The organism is Vibrio sp. OPT18 (genome assembly GCF_015163615.1).
Lineage (GTDB): Bacteria > Pseudomonadota > Gammaproteobacteria > Enterobacterales > Vibrionaceae > Vibrio > Vibrio coralliirubri.
Genome location: NZ_JADDYK010000088.1, coordinates 63,391 through 79,699, shown reverse-complemented (window position 1 = coordinate 79,699; position 16,309 = coordinate 63,391). Strand labels below are relative to the sequence as shown.

Below are 16,309 nucleotides of genomic sequence, written 5' to 3'. Positions count from 1 at the left end.
CAGTGGGTGTCGGTACCGAGCAGTTAGAAGCTCAGCTTGGCCAACTATTCCCTGAATACAAAACCATTCGTATTGACCGCGACAGCACCCGCCGTAAAGGCAGCTTAGAAAGCGCACTAGAGTCGATTCGTAAAGGTGAATACCAAATTCTTATCGGCACGCAGATGCTTGCTAAGGGTCACCATTTCCCTGACGTGACACTTGTGGCGTTATTGGATGTGGATGGCTCTTTATATAGCAGTGACTTCCGAGCGTCTGAACGTCTTGCCCAGCTATTCATCCAAGTAGCGGGACGCGCAGGACGAGCAAGTAAACCCGGTGAAGTGATCTTACAGACTCACCATCCAGAACATGGGTTGCTGCAAGCCTTGCTGCACAAAGACTATAACCACTTTGCTCAGACGGCACTGGCAGAGCGTAAGCAGGCAATGTTACCGCCTTATACCTTTATGACGCTGTTTAGAGCAGAAGCCAATGACACACGCTTGGTGGAGGAGTTCTTGCGTCAGGTTCGTCACACATTGGAATCACATCCACTGTTTGACCAATATTGCATGGTGTTAGGGCCAACCCCGGCTCCGTTAGCAAAACGAGCGGGCAAATCACGCTGGCAGTTAATCTTACAAACTCAGACGCGCTCGTTAATGCAGAAACTATTAATGAGTGCCAAGCCGGCCATCAATATGTTACCTGCTGCGAAAAAAGTCCGCTGGTCACTCGATATTGAGCCGCAAGATTTGAGCTAAACCCACTTGGGTTAAAACTAATGATAAGTTTGTTCACAAATATTTCATATTTCTCGTGAGCAACTTCACACTAGTCATGTGATTTTTGTTAATCTAGCCGTAACTTTACACGGATTAAACGAATAAAATATTGCAATAAAAAAAGTGTTAGCAACACTTTCATAATATCTATTCGATTACATTTATTATTCACGCCTTAGATACTTAGGCGACAAAGGAACTTAAAAGAGGGTTTAATTTATGGCGACAATGAAGGATGTTGCCCAGCTAGCAGGCGTCTCAACAGCCACGGTATCACGTGCATTGATGAACCCTGAGAAAGTCTCAGTTTCGACTCGCAAGCGAGTGGAAACAGCAGTACTTGAAGCTGGATACTCACCCAATACATTAGCTAGAAACTTACGTCGCAACGAATCAAAAACCATCATCACTATTGTTCCTGATATCTGTGACCCTTATTTCGCCGAGATCATTCGTGGTATCGAAGATGCCGCGGTAGAAAATGATTACCTTGTTCTGCTAGGTGATAGCGGCCAGCAAAAGAAGCGCGAGTCTTCATTTGTTAACTTAGTGTTCACCAAACAAGCTGACGGTATGTTGCTGCTGGGCACTGACCATCCGTTTGATGTCAGCAAACCTGAACAAAAGAATTTACCGCCAATGGTGATGGCGTGTGAGTTTGCCCCTGAGCTTGAACTGCCTACAGTACATATTGATAACCTGACCTCTGCCTTTGAAGCGGTTAACTACCTAGCTCAGTTAGGTCATAAACGCATCGCTCAAATCTCAGGCCCAGTATCTGCAACGCTGTGTAAGTTCCGTCAACAAGGCTACCAACAAGCACTGCGTCGTGCCGGAGTCTCAATGAACCCAGCCTACAGCACGGTCGGTGACTTCACCTTTGAAGCGGGCGCTCAAGCAGTTCGTCAATTACTGGCACTGCCTGAACAACCAACGGCTATCTTCTGTCACAACGATGCGATGGCGATTGGCGCGATTCAAGAAGCGAAGAAGCTGGGCTTGCGCGTTCCTCAAGACCTATCGATTGTCGGCTTCGATGACATCCAATTCGCTCAATACTGCGATCCACCGCTAACCACCATTTCTCAGCCTCGTTATGAGATTGGACGCCAAGCGATGTTGATGATGCTTGATCTACTGAAGGGCAACGATGTGCAAGCAGGTTCGCGTCTGCTTGAAGCTAAATTGGTAGTTCGAGGCAGTACAGCGCCACCTCGAATGTAACCCTCAGAAATACCCTTACAAATCTGCGGCACATTTTGATGTGCCGCTTCCATTTCTGCACTATTATCCTCGCGCAATCTGGATTACCATGAGGGCAGAATCAGCAACTATTGAATTGTCTTGTGGCTAATAGAGATTATGTAAAGCGTGGTCGTGGCACGAAAAAACCAACCAAAAAACAAGCCCCTCGCCGTAAACCTTGGCGCAGTGGTCTTTTGGCGATCCTCCTTGCCGGTGGTTTTGGTTACGGACTTTACCTATTGAGTAATGATCCTGAGCCGCCAGCACCAACGCCTGTAGCAACCAAACCAAAACCTAAGCCAAAACCAGCGAAAGTGATTCCGCCGCCTCCCGAAGAGAAGTGGGACTACGTTGAAACGCTGCCAAGCCGCGAGATTGAAGTAAAAGCCAAAGAACAGCAGATCTCTAAGATCCCTTACATCATGCAGTGTGGCGCTTACAAAACCTCGTCGCAGGCAGAAGCACGTAAGTTGGATATTGCCTTCCAAGGTATCTCGAGTGAGATCCGCAAGAAAGATGGCAGTAGCTGGTACCGTGTGGTTCTAGGACCATACAAACTGAAGCGTGACGCAGAACGAGATCGCCATAAGCTGCAACGAGCGAAAATCGAACCTTGTGCTATTTGGAAAGACACCGAGTAGTTTTAGATTCAGCGGCAATCTTTATCTTAGTAAAAGCCGAAAACCAAACAGCGAAAGCCTCCCATTGTGGAGGTTTTCTTTTATACCCCTCCCCTTTAACCAAATTTCCTTACAACTTCCGCCGATAAGTTTGCACGACATCACTCACCCTTCCTTGAATTATCCGAGCACCATCCTCATATACTTTTTATACCCAAAGATAAGAAATATTAAGAGGCCCTACTCGTGACTACCATTGTATCTGTACGTCGTAATAATAAAGTCGTCATCGCGGGTGATGGACAAGTATCTCTAGGCAATACTGTAATGAAGGGCAATGCCCGTAAAGTACGTCGCCTATACAACAACAAAGTACTGGCAGGTTTTGCTGGCGGTACTGCTGATGCTTTCACGCTATTCGAAAAATTTGAAAGCAAGCTGCAAATGCACCAAGGCCACCTGACCAAAGCTGCCGTTGAGCTAGCGAAGGATTGGCGTAGCGACCGTGCTCTACGTAAGTTAGAAGCACTGTTAGCAGTAGCGGATGAGACCGCTTCACTGATCATCACAGGTAACGGTGACGTAGTTCAACCAGAGAACGACCTGATTGCGATCGGCTCGGGCGGTAACTTCGCTCAAGCAGCAGCTACTGCACTATTAGAAAATACTGATTTAGATGCGCGTGAAATCGCAGAAAAGTCGCTGAACATTGCAGGCGATATCTGTGTATTCACCAACCATCACCACACTATTGAAGAACTAGAAAGCACCGTTGAGCTGCCAAAGCCAGAGTAACGACCGCTTCCATCAATAACGTTGTATTCAACAGTGATTAAAGAATTAAGGAAAAACCATGTCTGAGATGACTCCTCGCGAAATTGTTCACGAACTCAATCGCCACATTATCGGCCAAGACAACGCTAAGCGTTCAGTGGCTATCGCTCTACGTAACCGCTGGCGTCGTATGCAGCTTGAAGAAAGCCTGCGTGTTGAAGTATCACCAAAGAACATCCTAATGATTGGCCCAACAGGTGTTGGTAAAACTGAAATTGCTCGCCGCCTAGCGAAACTAGCAAACGCGCCTTTCATTAAGGTAGAAGCGACTAAGTTCACCGAAGTTGGCTACGTTGGTAAAGAAGTTGAGACCATCATCCGTGATCTAACGGACGTTGCCATCAAGATGACACACCAACAAGCGATGGAAAAAGTACAATACCGCGCTGAAGAACAAGCTGAAGAACGCATTCTTGATGCCCTTCTACCACCAGCACGTGATGCTTGGGGTCAGAACGAGCAATCAACTGAAGACACCACATCTTCAAACACTCGCCAAATTTTCCGCAAGAAACTGCGTGAAGGTAAGCTTGACGACAAAGAGATCGAAGTTGATGTAGCCGCGCCGCAAATGGGCGTTGAAATCATGTCACCTCCTGGCATGGAAGAGATGACGAACCAGCTGCAAGGCATGTTCCAAAACCTAGCTGGCGACACCAAGAAAAAGCGTAAGATGAAAATCAAAGACGCATTCAAAGCACTGACGGAAGAAGAAGCTTCAAAGCTTGTGAATCAAGAAGAGCTAAAAGAGAATGCGATCTTCAACGCTGAAAACAACGGCATCGTATTCATCGATGAGATCGACAAAATCTGTAAGCGTGGCGACAGCTCCGGCCCAGATGTATCTCGCGAAGGTGTTCAGCGTGACCTACTGCCTCTTATTGAAGGCAGCACAGTATCAACCAAGCACGGAATGGTGAAAACTGACCACATCTTGTTTATCACATCAGGCGCATTCCAAGTGGCTAAGCCATCTGACCTGATCCCTGAACTACAAGGTCGTCTACCAATCCGCGTAGAACTTGAAGCACTATCAGCACATGACTTCAAACGCATCCTGACTGAACCAAAAGCATCGCTAACAGAGCAATACATTGCCCTGATGAAAACAGAAGATGTCAGCATTGAGTTCACTGAAGATGGCATCAACCAGATTGCGGACGCAGCATGGCGCGTAAACGAAACCACTGAGAACATCGGTGCGCGTCGTCTACACACGGTAATGGAACGCCTAATGGATGAGATTTCATTCGAAGCAACAGACAAAGCAGGCAGCAAGCTAGTGATTGATGAAGCTTACGTAACATCGAAACTTGGCGAATTCGTTGAAGACGAAGACCTAAGCCGCTTCATCCTGTAGCACACGAAACTCCAACTTATTGCTCTATCTCAAAGAAATAGCAGCTAATAAGCGAATTCAAGGCCCACTTTCGAGTGGGCTTTTTATTACCCGAAAAATGGGCGTATACTCAAATCACAGTATGAAACGAAGACTTACAAAGAATTAGACCTACGATGAAACAATCTCTACTGATCTGGCTTGATGCCGCACGACCAAAAACTCTGCCTCTCGCACTTGTCTCTATTCTTACAGGAAGTAGTTTAGCGTTCTCCGGTGGTCAGTTTTCTTTATCGATAGCCCTACTGGCATTTTTAACCGCCACCCTATTACAGATTCTGTCGAACCTAGCCAATGACTATGGCGACGCCGTAAAAGGCACAGACAACGAAAATCGTCTGGGGCCAACACGTGCCATGCAATCTGGCGCGGTGACGGCGAAAACCATGAAGCAAGCGATCATCCTCAACATCGTGTTTACCATGGTCGCTGGGCTTATTCTTATTTTTCATGCCTTAACCTCGATTGAAAGTATCTTATCTTTCATTGCGTTAGGCGTATTAGCCATTGTTGCAGCCATCGCTTACACCGTCGGTAATAAACCTTATGGCTATATTGGCCTTGGCGACTTGTCAGTATTTATCTTCTTCGGTTTGTTAGGCGTTTCAGGGACTTACTTCTTGCACACTGGCCATGTAGAACCAAGCCTATTCCTTCCGGCATTGGGCTGTGGCTTGATGGCGGTTGCGGTGCTCAATATCAACAACATGCGTGATATCGAAAACGACAGCGAATGTGGTAAGCGCACCATGGCGGTTCGCCTAGGGCAACGCAAAGCCAAACATTATCATTTTGCTCTGCTTGGCCTCGCCCTTGCGTCTTTCGCTATCTACCTGCTTATTCAAGAAAAACCGGTCTGGATCAGCCTGCCGTTTTTGCTGAGCATTATCATTGTTTACAAACATGGCAAAGCTGTTTGGGAAACCGAAAAGCCAGCGCAAATTGCACCAATGATGCCGGTGATTGTGAAATGCTCACTGGTCACTAACCTATTGTTTGCAGGGGTTGTCGTAGCTCAAACTCTATTGAGTTAAATGAGACTAATCATTGCAAAGGGATCAAGCGCCGATATACTCAAAGTAAGCTCATTGTTCAAAAGGTATACTAATGGAATACAACACTTCAGCACTGTGCGACATATATTTGGATCAAGTTGATGTCGTGGAGCCAATGTTCAGCAACTTCGGTGGACGTGCATCCTTCGCAGGACAGATCACGACATTAAAGTGTTTTGAAGACAACGCTTTGATTCGCTCTGTACTAGAGCAAGATGGTCTGGGACGTGTGTTGTTAATCGATGGTGGCGGCTCACTACGTAAAGCGCTGATCGATGCTGAGATTGCCCTACTTGCCGAAGACAATGAGTGGGAAGGGATTGTGGTTTACGGCTGCGTTCGTGAAGTCGATGAGCTTGAAGATATGAACCTAGGCATCCAAGCCTTGGCTTCTATTCCTGTTGGTGCGAGCCAAGAGGGTGTCGGTGAATTAGACGTTCCCGTGAACTTTGGCAGCGTGACCTTTTTACCAGAAGATTACCTCTACGCAGACAACACCGGCATCATTCTTTCTGCCGAACCTCTAGATGTAGAACTTGATTTAGATGTCGAGGAAGAAGAGGTCGAGTAACTCACTCGGCTTTGAATAAGACAACAAAGCTTATGAATACAAACAAAAACGCCCGCTACTGAGTAGCGGGCGTTTTTTTAAATCTGAAGAGTCGATTACTCTACTTCATCCATTTTACCAAGAAGGTTACGGATGCGATCTTGCCATGCTGAATGCTCTTCCTGCATTTGCTGAGTTTTTTGCTCTAGCTCGTGACGGCTTGCTTTAAGCTCACCAGCTTCTGTTGCTAGTGCTTGTTTCTCTTCTTTAAGCTCTTCCACTTCCATTTGAAGAAGTGCAATTGTATCTACTGCTGTTTGAATTTTTGCTTCTAGCTGCTCTAGTACTTCAAAAGACATTCTGGCCTACCTTTAAGTTATCCGTTTGATGGTGAAGGTTCACTCCACTTATTTCCCCATTCTACTCAGCAGAGCAAGGATAAACACTCAATATATTCGATATTTTGCGCCATTCGATGAAAAAAACAGCGCTTTTTACCGAATATTGACGTGAACGATTACCGCCACAACCGCAAACCGATTATTTCGATGAATAATAACTGTTTTCCACTGCGAATTGATCGAGAGCAATCTCCAAAAAACAAAAAGGCAAACGTTTCCTTTTGGATATGGTAAAATTCGCCGCGAAATTTCTATTCCCCCTTTGAAAATTTTGGAGTCCGCATGAAACGCGATTTAGCAATGTCATTCTCTCGTGTCACAGAAGGTGCAGCACTAGCTGGTTACAAGTGGCTTGGCCGTGGCGATAAAAACGCTGCAGATGGCGCTGCTGTAGAAGTAATGCGTAGCCTATTAAACAAAACCGAAATTAGCGGTGAGATTGTTATCGGCGAAGGTGAAATCGATGATGCACCTATGCTGTACATCGGCGAAAACGTAGGTGTAGGCGGCGACGCTGTCGACATCGCAGTTGACCCAATTGAAGGGACACGCATGACAGCAATGGGCCAATCAAATGCATTGGCTGTATTGGCGGCAGGCGAAAAAGGCAGCTTCCTTAAAGCGCCTGATATGTACATGGAAAAGTTGGTTGTTGGCCCTGGCGCTAAAGGCGTGATTGACCTAGAACTGCCACTAACAGAAAACCTAGAAAACATCGCTAAAGCACTAGGTAAAACACTTGATACTCTAGTCGTAACCACGCTTGCTAAGCCTCGTCATGATCAAATCATCGCCGACATGCAAGCTATGGGCGTTCGTGTATTTGCTGTGCCAGACGGTGATGTTGCGGCTTCTATCTTAACCTGTATGCCAGACAGCGAAGTCGACGTGATGTACTGCATCGGCGGCGCACCTGAAGGTGTGGTTTCGGCTGCGGTAATTCGCGCACTCGACGGCGACATGCACGGTCGTCTTTTACCTCGCCATGAAGTTAAAGGCGACACAGAAGAGAACCGTAAGCACGGTGAACTTGAACTTGAGCGCTGCGCAGAAATGGGCGTAACGGCGGGTATCGTGTTGAAGATGGAAGACATGGCACGCAGCGACAACGTTGTATTCTCAGCAACAGGCATCACTAAGGGTGACTTGCTAGAAGGCATTTCTCGTCAAGGCAATATCGCAACCACAGAAACTCTGCTTATCCGTGGCCGCTGCCGTACGATTCGCCGCATCAAATCTATCCACTACCTAGAGCGTAAAGATCCAGAAGTAGTAGGTCATATCCTGTAAGCCAAAACTCGGTGAAACAGAATATTCGAAGGCTGATACCAAGTATCAGCCTTTTGTTTTATTGGCGCAGCAGAATCTCACCATGGCTGCCGATAGAGTAAAACGCTATCTATCGAGTAAATTACTATCAATATAGTAAATGGTTTGCTTTATAAACACCTTGCCTCATAATAGTAAGGTTCATGAGGTAGGGATAGTATGAAAACAAGCGACAAAATCTTACAGACCATTAAGCGTCAAGGCGCGGTAACCGCGAAACAACTGTCAGAAGAATTTGGCATGACGACAATGGGTGCAAGGCAACATCTGCAAAGCCTGGAAGATGACGGTATTCTTGCGTTTCATGATGTGAAAGTGAAAGTGGGTCGCCCGACTCGCCACTGGTCCCTGACTCAACAAGGCCACAGCCAATTTTCAGACCGACATGGTGAACTCACTATTCAAGTAATTGATGCTGTGGAGAATCTATTTGGTAAAGAAGGGCTGGCTAAGGTTGCTGCCGAACGTGAACAACACACACTCAAGCAGTATCAAACTGCATTGTCTGACTGTAATTCACTCATCAGCAAGCTTAAAAAACTTACCCAGCTTCGTGAAGACGAAGGCTACATGGCTGAGCTTCAAGAGCATGATGATCACTACATCTTGATTGAGAACCACTGCCCTATCTGTAAGGCTGCAACTCGCTGCCCTAGCTTGTGCCAATCTGAGCTCAATGTGTTTACTGAGTTACTAAAAGATGAGTGCCATGTGAGCCGTACAGAACACATCATTGCTGGCGAACGACGCTGTACTTACACCTTAACACCCGCACTTTGATTGTAACGGTAAGCGATTAATAGCGTCTCAATATTGAGAAAATACAAATAGATTAAAATTTGTACAGATTTCTTTCTTAAGCTTAGAGCATATGAAACACGCTTAATGCTAAGGAAGGAATGATGGCGCATCCACAACCCTCTCAAAAACTGCCACCCTTTGATGAACTTGTCCAACTCGCGAAAAGCGATCCGAAAGCATTCAATCAATTCAAACACGAGATGTGCGAACAGATGATCTGTTCGGCTTCAGAAGTAATGCAAGACCGACTTCGCGCACAACAAAGTCACATCGACTTAGTGGTTAGCCGTTGTAAAAACCCACACCACGCCAATGTCGTACTCATGCAAGAGCTGCGCTGTCAGGTCTGTAAGTTCCAAGATGCACTCGAAGGGCGCTGCGGCTTTGAAGAATCTCTGCCTGAAAATGTCGTGCCTTTTAAGCCGAATACCGAACCTAAAATGTACTGAAAGTAGCAAAGCATTAAAAAGAAAAAAGGGAGCGTAATGCTCCCTTCTTATCGATCAATATTTACATGGGTCTTCGCCGTAGTCATTACGGCCTTCTGTGCCTTTCAACAAGCCACACTCAATTAGAATCCACAAACCACACACTAATGCCGCGACGGTTGCCGCCATATGAATTGGCGATACAGGCTCGGTCGTCGTTGCAGCCATTGGCGAAGCCAAACGAACCAAGACTAATGGCACATTCAATAGTAGCCAGTAATTAGACTTATTGCGGTCGTGCCAGCGCTTAGCGGTTACCGCAAGGTCTGGGATCACAAGCATCAATAGGAAGATTGGTAGCAGGATATAAGAGTAAGCAGGGAACAACACAGAGATACCAGAAGCAAAACCGGTAATCGCTATGTAGTAGAAAATATTCCAAATCCAGTAAGTCTTACGACCAATTCTCCCCTTGAAAGAGAGCAGTAATTCTTTCATCGACATCTTAAATACTCAAATTTATACGCCGCTAAAAGTCAGCAGCAATGGTTAGTTTATTACTTTTTGAAAGCAACTTTTATCCATATCACGAATATTCACCGTTAAGCTTCTTACATGACTCGCTTGTTCTTGCAGGATCTGCATTAACGATCGTGACAGTTCTCGCTTTTGCTCTTCCGTTCGTCCCGAAAGTAACTCAAAGCTGATATGAATAAAGTCTACACTATCTTCCTCATCACCGACCAACCAATTATGGCAACGCAGTGAACGAGACTTCACTGACGGCACATCAAACAAGCCACATGTGAGAGCGACTTGGTGGAGATCTTCCAGTAAGCCTTGGATATTTACTCGCTCATCCACTGAATTGGAGTACTCTAGAACTAGATTCGGCATTGTTACTTCCTGTTGTTAACGCAATCGTTTGTCCCTTAATAACAACTAACGATGAAAAATCCGAGAAGTTAGCTATTATTCTGTCTGCCGGATCACTGATATATGCTCAAAATCTACTCTGACCATTGAGTAAGATCCAAGAAAGTCATGACCACAGTCATGATCTGTTGATATTAATCTGTTATATTATTTCGTAATAAAGTTTACTTTTTTACATTCGATTTATTTAAATACTTTGGAGATATTCCTATGCGTCATCCTGTAGTTATGGGTAACTGGAAACTAAACGGCAGCAAAGAAATGGTTGTTGATCTACTAAACGGTCTTAACGCTGAACTTGAAGGCGTAACAGGCGTAGACGTAGCAGTTGCGCCACCAGCACTTTTCGTTGATCTTGCTGAGCGTACGCTTACTGAAGCGGGCAGCGCGATCATCCTAGGTGCTCAAAACTCTGACCTAAACAACAGCGGTGCATTCACTGGCGACATGTCTCCAGCAATGCTTAAAGAGTTCGGCGCATCTCACATCATCATCGGTCACTCTGAGCGTCGTGAATACCACAACGAATCAGATGAGTTCGTAGCTAAGAAATTCGCATTCCTAAAAGAGAACGGCCTAACTCCAGTTCTTTGTATCGGTGAATCTGAAGCACAAAACGAAGCAGGCGAAACTGTTGCAGTATGTGCTCGTCAACTTGACGCTGTTATCAACACTCAAGGTGTTGAAGCTCTTGAAGGCGCTATCATCGCTTACGAACCAATCTGGGCTATCGGTACTGGCAAAGCAGCTACAGCTGAAGATGCACAACGCATCCACGCTCAAATCCGTGCACACATCGCAGAGAAATCTGAAGAAGTTGCTAAGAAAGTTGTTATCCAATACGGCGGTTCTGTTAAGCCAGAAAACGCAGCAGCTTACTTCGCACAACCAGACATCGACGGTGCTCTAGTTGGCGGCGCAGCTCTAGACGCGAAAAGCTTCGCAGCTATCGCTAAAGCAGCAGCTGAAGCAAAAGCTTAATTTAAACCTCACCGTTTAGATTAGATGAAAGGTCAACTTAGGTTGGCCTTTTTTATTGCCTGTCATTCCAAAAACCTCAAACGGCAGGCACAAAAAAACCGCTGAACAATCAGCGGTTTTTAAATGTTTTAAAGCGAACGCTAAGCGTGGCTTAGAACAACTCTTCTGCAACGCGGAACAGCTCAGAACGATCTGGGTTCTGCATGTTCTCGATACAGTCGATGATGTCGTGGTGAACAAGTTCTTCTTTCTCGATACCAACACAACGACCACCGTGACCTTCTTGAAGAAGGTGAACAGCGTAGTTACCCATGCGAGAAGCCAATACACGGTCAAATGCAGTAGGACGACCACCACGTTGGATGTGACCAAGAACCGTTGCACGAGTTTCACGACCTGTTGAAGATTCAATCTCTTTAGCCAGTTCGTTAGCATCCATCATTAGCTCAGTTAGAGCGATGATTGCGTGCTTCTTACCTTTAGCAATACCATCTTGGATGTTGCTGATAAGCTGTTCTTTATCTAGGCCAGTCTCTGGAGTAATGATGTACTCACAACCACCCGCGATTGCTGACATAAGCGTAAGGTCACCACAGTGACGGCCCATGATTTCAACAATAGAAATACGTTGGTGAGAAGAAGACGTGTCACGTAGACGGTCAATTGAATCAATAACAGTGTTAAGCGCTGTTAGGTAACCGATTGTATAGTCAGTACCCGCGATATCGTTATCGATTGTGCCTGGAAGACCGATACATGGGTAACCCATTTCAGTCAGCTTCTTAGCACCCATGTAAGAACCGTCACCACCGATAACAACAAGTGCTTCGATACCGTGCTTCTTAAGGTTCTCAATGCCTTTCTCACGAACAGCAACGTCTTTAAATTCAGGGAAACGTGCAGAACCTAAGAAAGTACCACCACGGTTGATCACGTCAGATACGCTTGAACGGTCAAGCTTTTCGATACGGTCTTCAACAAGGCCTTGGTAGCCATCGTAAATACCGTAAACTTCAATGCCAACTGATAACGCAGTACGAACAACGCCGCGAACTGCTGCGTTCATACCTGGAGCGTCACCACCACTGGTCAAAACACCGATCTTCTTAATCATGCTCACCCTCGATTTTTGGGAATCTATTATTCAATTCTTGTTCTTGCTGATTGTATATCAACAAGATTTTAAATCTATATTTGTGCGTTATGTTACATTTCCTCAACAGGAATAGCACTCAAATCGCGTAAAATTATGTAACATTTCTACTTCTGTAAGAGTATTACAGTTTTACTCAATAACTTTGTTGATTCACATCAGAATCAACATTAATTGTTACTAAGGTGGTTTTTGAATCACCTAACAGTTAATAATTTTTACTCACTTTAGTTCAAAAGCCACCCACTTACCATTTGCCCGCTGATTTTTAGCACGCATTACCACGAGTGGAATTTCTGCTGCTTCTCTGGTCCAAATACGACCGAATACGGGTCTTGGTGAATTAATACATCAGCATCAGGGAACACGGAGATAAGCTTAGCCTCTACTTCGTCAGAAATGCGATGCGCTTCAATAAGTGGGATATTATCTTCCAATTCTAGATGCAGTTGAATGAAGCGAATTGGCCCCGAACGACGCGTTCGTAATTGATGCACACCCAACACGCCTTCCACGCTCAATGATGTCTCTTTAATCTGTTTCAGCTCATCATCTGGCAGCTTATGATCAAGCAGAGACTGAACCGCTTCCATCGCCATTTGATAAGCGCTGTACAGAATGTAGATACCGATACCGACCGCGAATACTGAGTCCGCCTGACCAATCCCAAACCAGCTCAATGCCAGTGCCAGCATAATCGCAGCGTTCATATAAAGGTCTGATTGATAGTGCAGAGAGTCGGCCGCAATAGCTTGGCTGCCCGTTTTGTTAACCACATGCTTTTGGAATCGAACCAAACCGAAGGTCATCACCATCGCAAATAAGCTGACGTAGATACCAATTTCTGGAGAGTTCAGTTCATGAGGTCGGAAGAAGCGCTCAATACCATTGAGAATAAGGAAACATGCTGAGCCTGAAATAAACATCGCCTGCGCTAATGCAGCAAGTGATTCAGCCTTACCATGACCAAAGGTGTGCTCTTTGTCGGCAGGCTGCAGAGAATAACGAACCACGATAAGGTTAACGACAGAGGCCGCGATATCCAGCATTGAATCCACCACGGAAGCCAACAGACTCACAGAACCTGTCACCCACCACGCTGCGACTTTCACTATCAATAAAATAGTGGCGATGGTGGTGGCTGCCCAAGCGGCGAGCGTAACTAAACGTGCGTATTCTTGTTTCATAACTTGGCTATAAAGTGACTGATAGCACAAAGTATAACCTGCAAACAACCAATTGAATATGACAGCCATGATGTAAAACATTCATTTTTAAGGATCAAAAAAAGCGGCACTCGGCCGCTTCTTTCTAAACACTTTCATTCAACGCTGATTTCTCAAGCAATGAATTACTTGTCTTTGTTCATGCGTTTTTCCATTTTGTCAGCACACTTAGTCATGCGCTCTTGTTGGATTTCTTTCAGTTGAGTCTTTTGCTCTGCCGTTAGTACGCTCATCATTTCGTGTTGCTTCTTAAGCATTGCTACGCGACGCTCAGTTTGCTTCTCAACCATTTGGCTTGCTAGGTCGTTTGCTGCTGCTTCATCGAAGTTGTCTGCAAGTACTAATGCTTGAACTTTCTCTTGGTGCGCTTTCATTTTCGCCATTTTATCGGCTTTATTGCCAGCGTGTTTTTCTTTCATCTCTGCACGATTCGCTTCGCGCATCTCTTTCAATTCTGTTTTTTGTGCATCAGTCAGGTCTAGTTGACGCATCACTTTCTTATCGAAGCCACCACATTTACCGTGCATGCCTTTGTGGTCGCCTTTATCGCCGCCGCCATATGCGAACGCGCTTGCTGTACCTAACATTAGTGGAAGTGCCGCAGCTGCTAGTACAAGTTTCTTAGTCATTTTCATAATTGTTGCCTCAATTCGGTATAATAAGTCATGTGTTGCGTCTGTTTCTCAGCGCTTAGATATAGATTAGTCTTTCCCTCGTAAAGTGACGTTTAGAAAGCGTAAAGAATCGTAAAGAGTGAAAGTTGACGAATAATTAGCAGTATTATGAGGGCATGTTGATCTTTCGAGCTGATTTTTGCAGCGAGTTGCCTGGGTATTTCTACAAGACAGAGGCTTTGATGTGTAGCTAGCCTACATGAGAAGCCGATAACGCAGTAGAAATGACCAGCAAATGCTGCCCGAAGGGTTCGGCTAAAAGCGTTTTACTCTTTGTTGAGGGGAATTTGCTTAGAATGACTAGGCTACTTCCCCCTCGCCGCGATTAAAACGCTTTTATCTCGAACAAAATTTAACCGCGAAAGGCCAACATGCCCTAAAGTGTAAATAACCAATTAAGGCTTCCCAATGGCGAACATTCTTCTTATTGATGACGACACCGAGTTAACCAGCTTACTCAAAGACATTCTGAGCTTTGAGGGCTTCACTGTTTCCGAAGCCAATGATGGCTATGCAGGACTTGAAGCTATCAATGATGAGATTGACCTGATTCTTTTAGATGTGATGATGCCGCGTCTTAATGGCATGGAAACACTAAAGAAACTGAGAGAAAATTGGGAAACACCAGTGCTGATGCTGACCGCAAAAGGCGAAGAGATCGACCGTGTGATTGGTCTTGAGCTCGGCGCGGACGATTACCTACCTAAGCCTTTCAGTGACCGAGAGTTGTTAGCGCGTATTCGAGCTATCTTGCGTCGAACTCAAACCACCACCGCAGCTAAAGCGGCCAGTGATAGAGTTCAATACCAAGACATCGAAGTTTTCCCTGGCAAACAAGAAGCCTACTGCAATGGTGAGCTCATCGACCTCACAACCACCGAGTTCGCACTATTGAGTCACCTTATCCAAAACCCAGGGCAAGTGATCACCAAAGAAGCATTGAGCCTAGATGTGTTAGGTAAAAGGCTCGCAGCGTTTGACCGCGCGATAGACATGCACATCTCTAATCTACGTAAGAAGATTCCTGAGCGCACTGACGGTAAATCACGCATCAAAACCTTACGAGGCCGTGGCTACTTATTGGTAGAGGAAGATTAATGCGTATACCTAAAATCACCAGCTTATATGGACGTATCTTTGCTATCTTTTGGTTCACCATGTTACTGGTGCTTTTGTCGGTGCTGTCACTTCCCCATTTAGACCCTCGAGTCGCGCGAGATGTGCCCGCAGATCACCTCGATAAACTCGAGCGTATCGCTAAAATCACAGAGAAACGCTACGCCAAAGAACCAAATCTGGGCAAAATTGTCTTCCAACTTGAGGCGCCACGCAGCCGCAAGGATTCTCGAGCTCGCATCTACCTGACCGACCTTGAGGGCGCAGTCCTTACCTCGAAAAGGCATTCAGACTACAAACTTAAAGCGATTCGCAACTTTGTTACCTCGATAGATAACCCTGAAGTGCCGAAACAGAAGCTGTACGGACACTACATGGTGGCAGGTCCAGTACCGATCAAACTCGCGGGTGAAGAGTTGTTGATGTACGCCGGAATAAAGTGGACTCAACCACCGCCATTCTTGTTACGCCTGTTTGATAGACCTCTGCAGTTACTGCTGGCGGTTATGCTGGCGAGTACCCCGCTATTGCTTTGGCTAGCTTGGGCACTGAGCCAACCCGCACGCAGGCTAGAACGCGCGGCACAACGCGTGGCGAAAGGTCAATTCGAGGTCGATCCAACACTCGAAAAAGGTACTTCAGAGTTCAGACAAGCCGGTGAAAGCTTTAACCAGATGGTAGAAGCCGTGAACCAGATGATTTCGGGGCAACAACGCCTGCTCTCTGATATCTCACACGAGCTCCGCTCACCACTGACACGCCTTCGCATGGCCAATGCACTGGCGATTCGTAAA

19 protein-coding genes are annotated in these 16,309 nt (G+C 45.8%); 13 read left to right on the top strand and 6 right to left on the bottom strand.

The features are described 5' to 3' along the window. The 7 genes from priA to rraA form a co-directional block, all read left to right on the top strand. Positions 1-746, top strand: a 746-nt coding sequence (gene priA / locus IQQ51_RS27595; RefSeq protein ID WP_228013176.1) for a replication restart helicase PriA, incomplete at its 5' end; no start/stop codon positions are given. A 240-nt stretch (positions 747-986) separates the two neighbouring features. Then, positions 987-1,991, top strand: a complete 1,005-nt coding sequence (gene cytR, locus IQQ51_RS22840; RefSeq protein ID WP_017103629.1) for a DNA-binding transcriptional regulator CytR — start codon at positions 987-989, stop codon at positions 1,989-1,991. Between the two features lie 122 nt (positions 1,992-2,113). Beyond that, positions 2,114-2,653: an SPOR domain-containing protein gene (locus tag IQQ51_RS22835; RefSeq protein WP_050619833.1), complete on the top strand. Its 540-nt coding sequence runs from the start codon at positions 2,114-2,116 to the stop codon at positions 2,651-2,653. Between the two features lie 225 nt (positions 2,654-2,878). Beyond that, a complete protein-coding gene (hslV, locus tag IQQ51_RS22830; RefSeq protein ID WP_004729692.1) occupies positions 2,879-3,427 on the top strand; it encodes an ATP-dependent protease subunit HslV in 549 nt (182 codons plus the stop codon). Positions 3,428-3,485: 58 nt separating this feature from the next. Beyond that, the gene (hslU, locus tag IQQ51_RS22825) at positions 3,486-4,826 is read left to right on the top strand and encodes an HslU--HslV peptidase ATPase subunit (protein WP_048605412.1); all 1,341 of its coding nucleotides are present in this window, start codon (positions 3,486-3,488) and stop codon (positions 4,824-4,826) included. Between the two features lie 155 nt (positions 4,827-4,981). Next, positions 4,982-5,899 (top strand): 1,4-dihydroxy-2-naphthoate polyprenyltransferase, encoded by a 918-nt coding sequence (locus tag IQQ51_RS22820; RefSeq protein WP_050642913.1) that lies wholly within the window; start codon positions 4,982-4,984, stop codon positions 5,897-5,899. A 73-nt stretch (positions 5,900-5,972) separates the two neighbouring features. Then, entirely contained in the window at positions 5,973-6,491 is a 519-nt protein-coding gene (gene rraA, locus IQQ51_RS22815; RefSeq protein ID WP_017071322.1) for a ribonuclease E activity regulator RraA, read from the top strand. Between the two features lie 95 nt (positions 6,492-6,586). On the opposite strand, the gene zapB is transcribed toward rraA, so the two are convergent. Continuing rightward, positions 6,587-6,829 carry a cell division protein ZapB gene (zapB, locus tag IQQ51_RS22810; RefSeq protein WP_008219652.1) on the bottom strand — a complete coding sequence of 81 codons (243 nt, stop codon included), beginning with the start codon at positions 6,827-6,829 and terminating at the stop codon, positions 6,587-6,589. A 324-nt stretch (positions 6,830-7,153) separates the two neighbouring features. Between zapB and glpX the strand changes: the two genes are divergently transcribed. The 3 genes from glpX to IQQ51_RS22795 all read left to right on the top strand — a co-directional run bounded on the left by glpX (position 7,154) and on the right by IQQ51_RS22795 (position 9,450). Continuing rightward, entirely contained in the window at positions 7,154-8,161 is a 1,008-nt protein-coding gene (gene glpX, locus IQQ51_RS22805; protein WP_048605418.1) for a class II fructose-bisphosphatase, read from the top strand. 198 nt (positions 8,162-8,359) lie between these two features. Then, positions 8,360-8,980, top strand: a complete 621-nt coding sequence (locus tag IQQ51_RS22800) for a helix-turn-helix transcriptional regulator (RefSeq protein ID WP_050619835.1) — start codon at positions 8,360-8,362, stop codon at positions 8,978-8,980. Positions 8,981-9,102: 122 nt separating this feature from the next. Further along, complete coding sequence (locus IQQ51_RS22795) at positions 9,103-9,450, top strand: DUF3135 domain-containing protein (protein WP_050619836.1); 348 nt, start codon at positions 9,103-9,105, stop codon at positions 9,448-9,450. Between the two features lie 54 nt (positions 9,451-9,504). Here IQQ51_RS22795 and IQQ51_RS22790 read toward each other — a convergent pair whose 3' ends face one another. Together IQQ51_RS22790 and IQQ51_RS22785 are read right to left on the bottom strand one after the other, a co-directional pair. After that, complete coding sequence (locus IQQ51_RS22790; protein WP_193842204.1) at positions 9,505-9,933, bottom strand: DUF805 domain-containing protein; 429 nt, start codon at positions 9,931-9,933, stop codon at positions 9,505-9,507. 45 nt (positions 9,934-9,978) lie between these two features. Beyond that, positions 9,979-10,326 carry a 5-carboxymethyl-2-hydroxymuconate Delta-isomerase gene (locus IQQ51_RS22785; protein WP_017061157.1) on the bottom strand — a complete coding sequence of 116 codons (348 nt, stop codon included), beginning with the start codon at positions 10,324-10,326 and terminating at the stop codon, positions 9,979-9,981. A gap of 249 nt (positions 10,327-10,575) precedes the next feature. On the opposite strand from IQQ51_RS22785, the gene tpiA reads away from it, so the two are divergent. Continuing rightward, on the top strand, positions 10,576-11,346 hold the full coding sequence (gene tpiA, locus IQQ51_RS22780; RefSeq protein WP_017061158.1) for a triose-phosphate isomerase: 771 nt from the start codon (positions 10,576-10,578) through the stop codon (positions 11,344-11,346). Between the two features lie 151 nt (positions 11,347-11,497). On the opposite strand, the gene pfkA is transcribed toward tpiA, so the two are convergent. From pfkA to IQQ51_RS22765, 3 genes are all read right to left on the bottom strand, one after another. Further along, on the bottom strand, positions 11,498-12,460 hold the full coding sequence (pfkA, locus tag IQQ51_RS22775; RefSeq protein ID WP_017061160.1) for a 6-phosphofructokinase: 963 nt from the start codon (positions 12,458-12,460) through the stop codon (positions 11,498-11,500). Positions 12,461-12,777: 317 nt separating this feature from the next. Beyond that, positions 12,778-13,686, bottom strand: coding sequence for a CDF family cation-efflux transporter FieF (fieF, locus tag IQQ51_RS22770; protein WP_029235400.1), 909 nt, complete (start codon positions 13,684-13,686; stop codon positions 12,778-12,780). A 164-nt stretch (positions 13,687-13,850) separates the two neighbouring features. Continuing rightward, positions 13,851-14,360, bottom strand: a complete 510-nt coding sequence (locus IQQ51_RS22765) for a CpxP family protein (RefSeq protein WP_017061162.1) — start codon at positions 14,358-14,360, stop codon at positions 13,851-13,853. 447 nt (positions 14,361-14,807) lie between these two features. On the opposite strand from IQQ51_RS22765, the gene IQQ51_RS22760 reads away from it, so the two are divergent. Continuing rightward, positions 14,808-15,497, top strand: a complete 690-nt coding sequence (locus tag IQQ51_RS22760) for a response regulator (RefSeq protein WP_193842203.1) — start codon at positions 14,808-14,810, stop codon at positions 15,495-15,497. Next, positions 15,497-16,309 (top strand): HAMP domain-containing protein (locus IQQ51_RS27590; protein ID WP_228013174.1); only part of this gene is annotated, 813 nt, incomplete at its 3' end. The genes IQQ51_RS22760 and IQQ51_RS27590, both read left to right, overlap by 1 nt.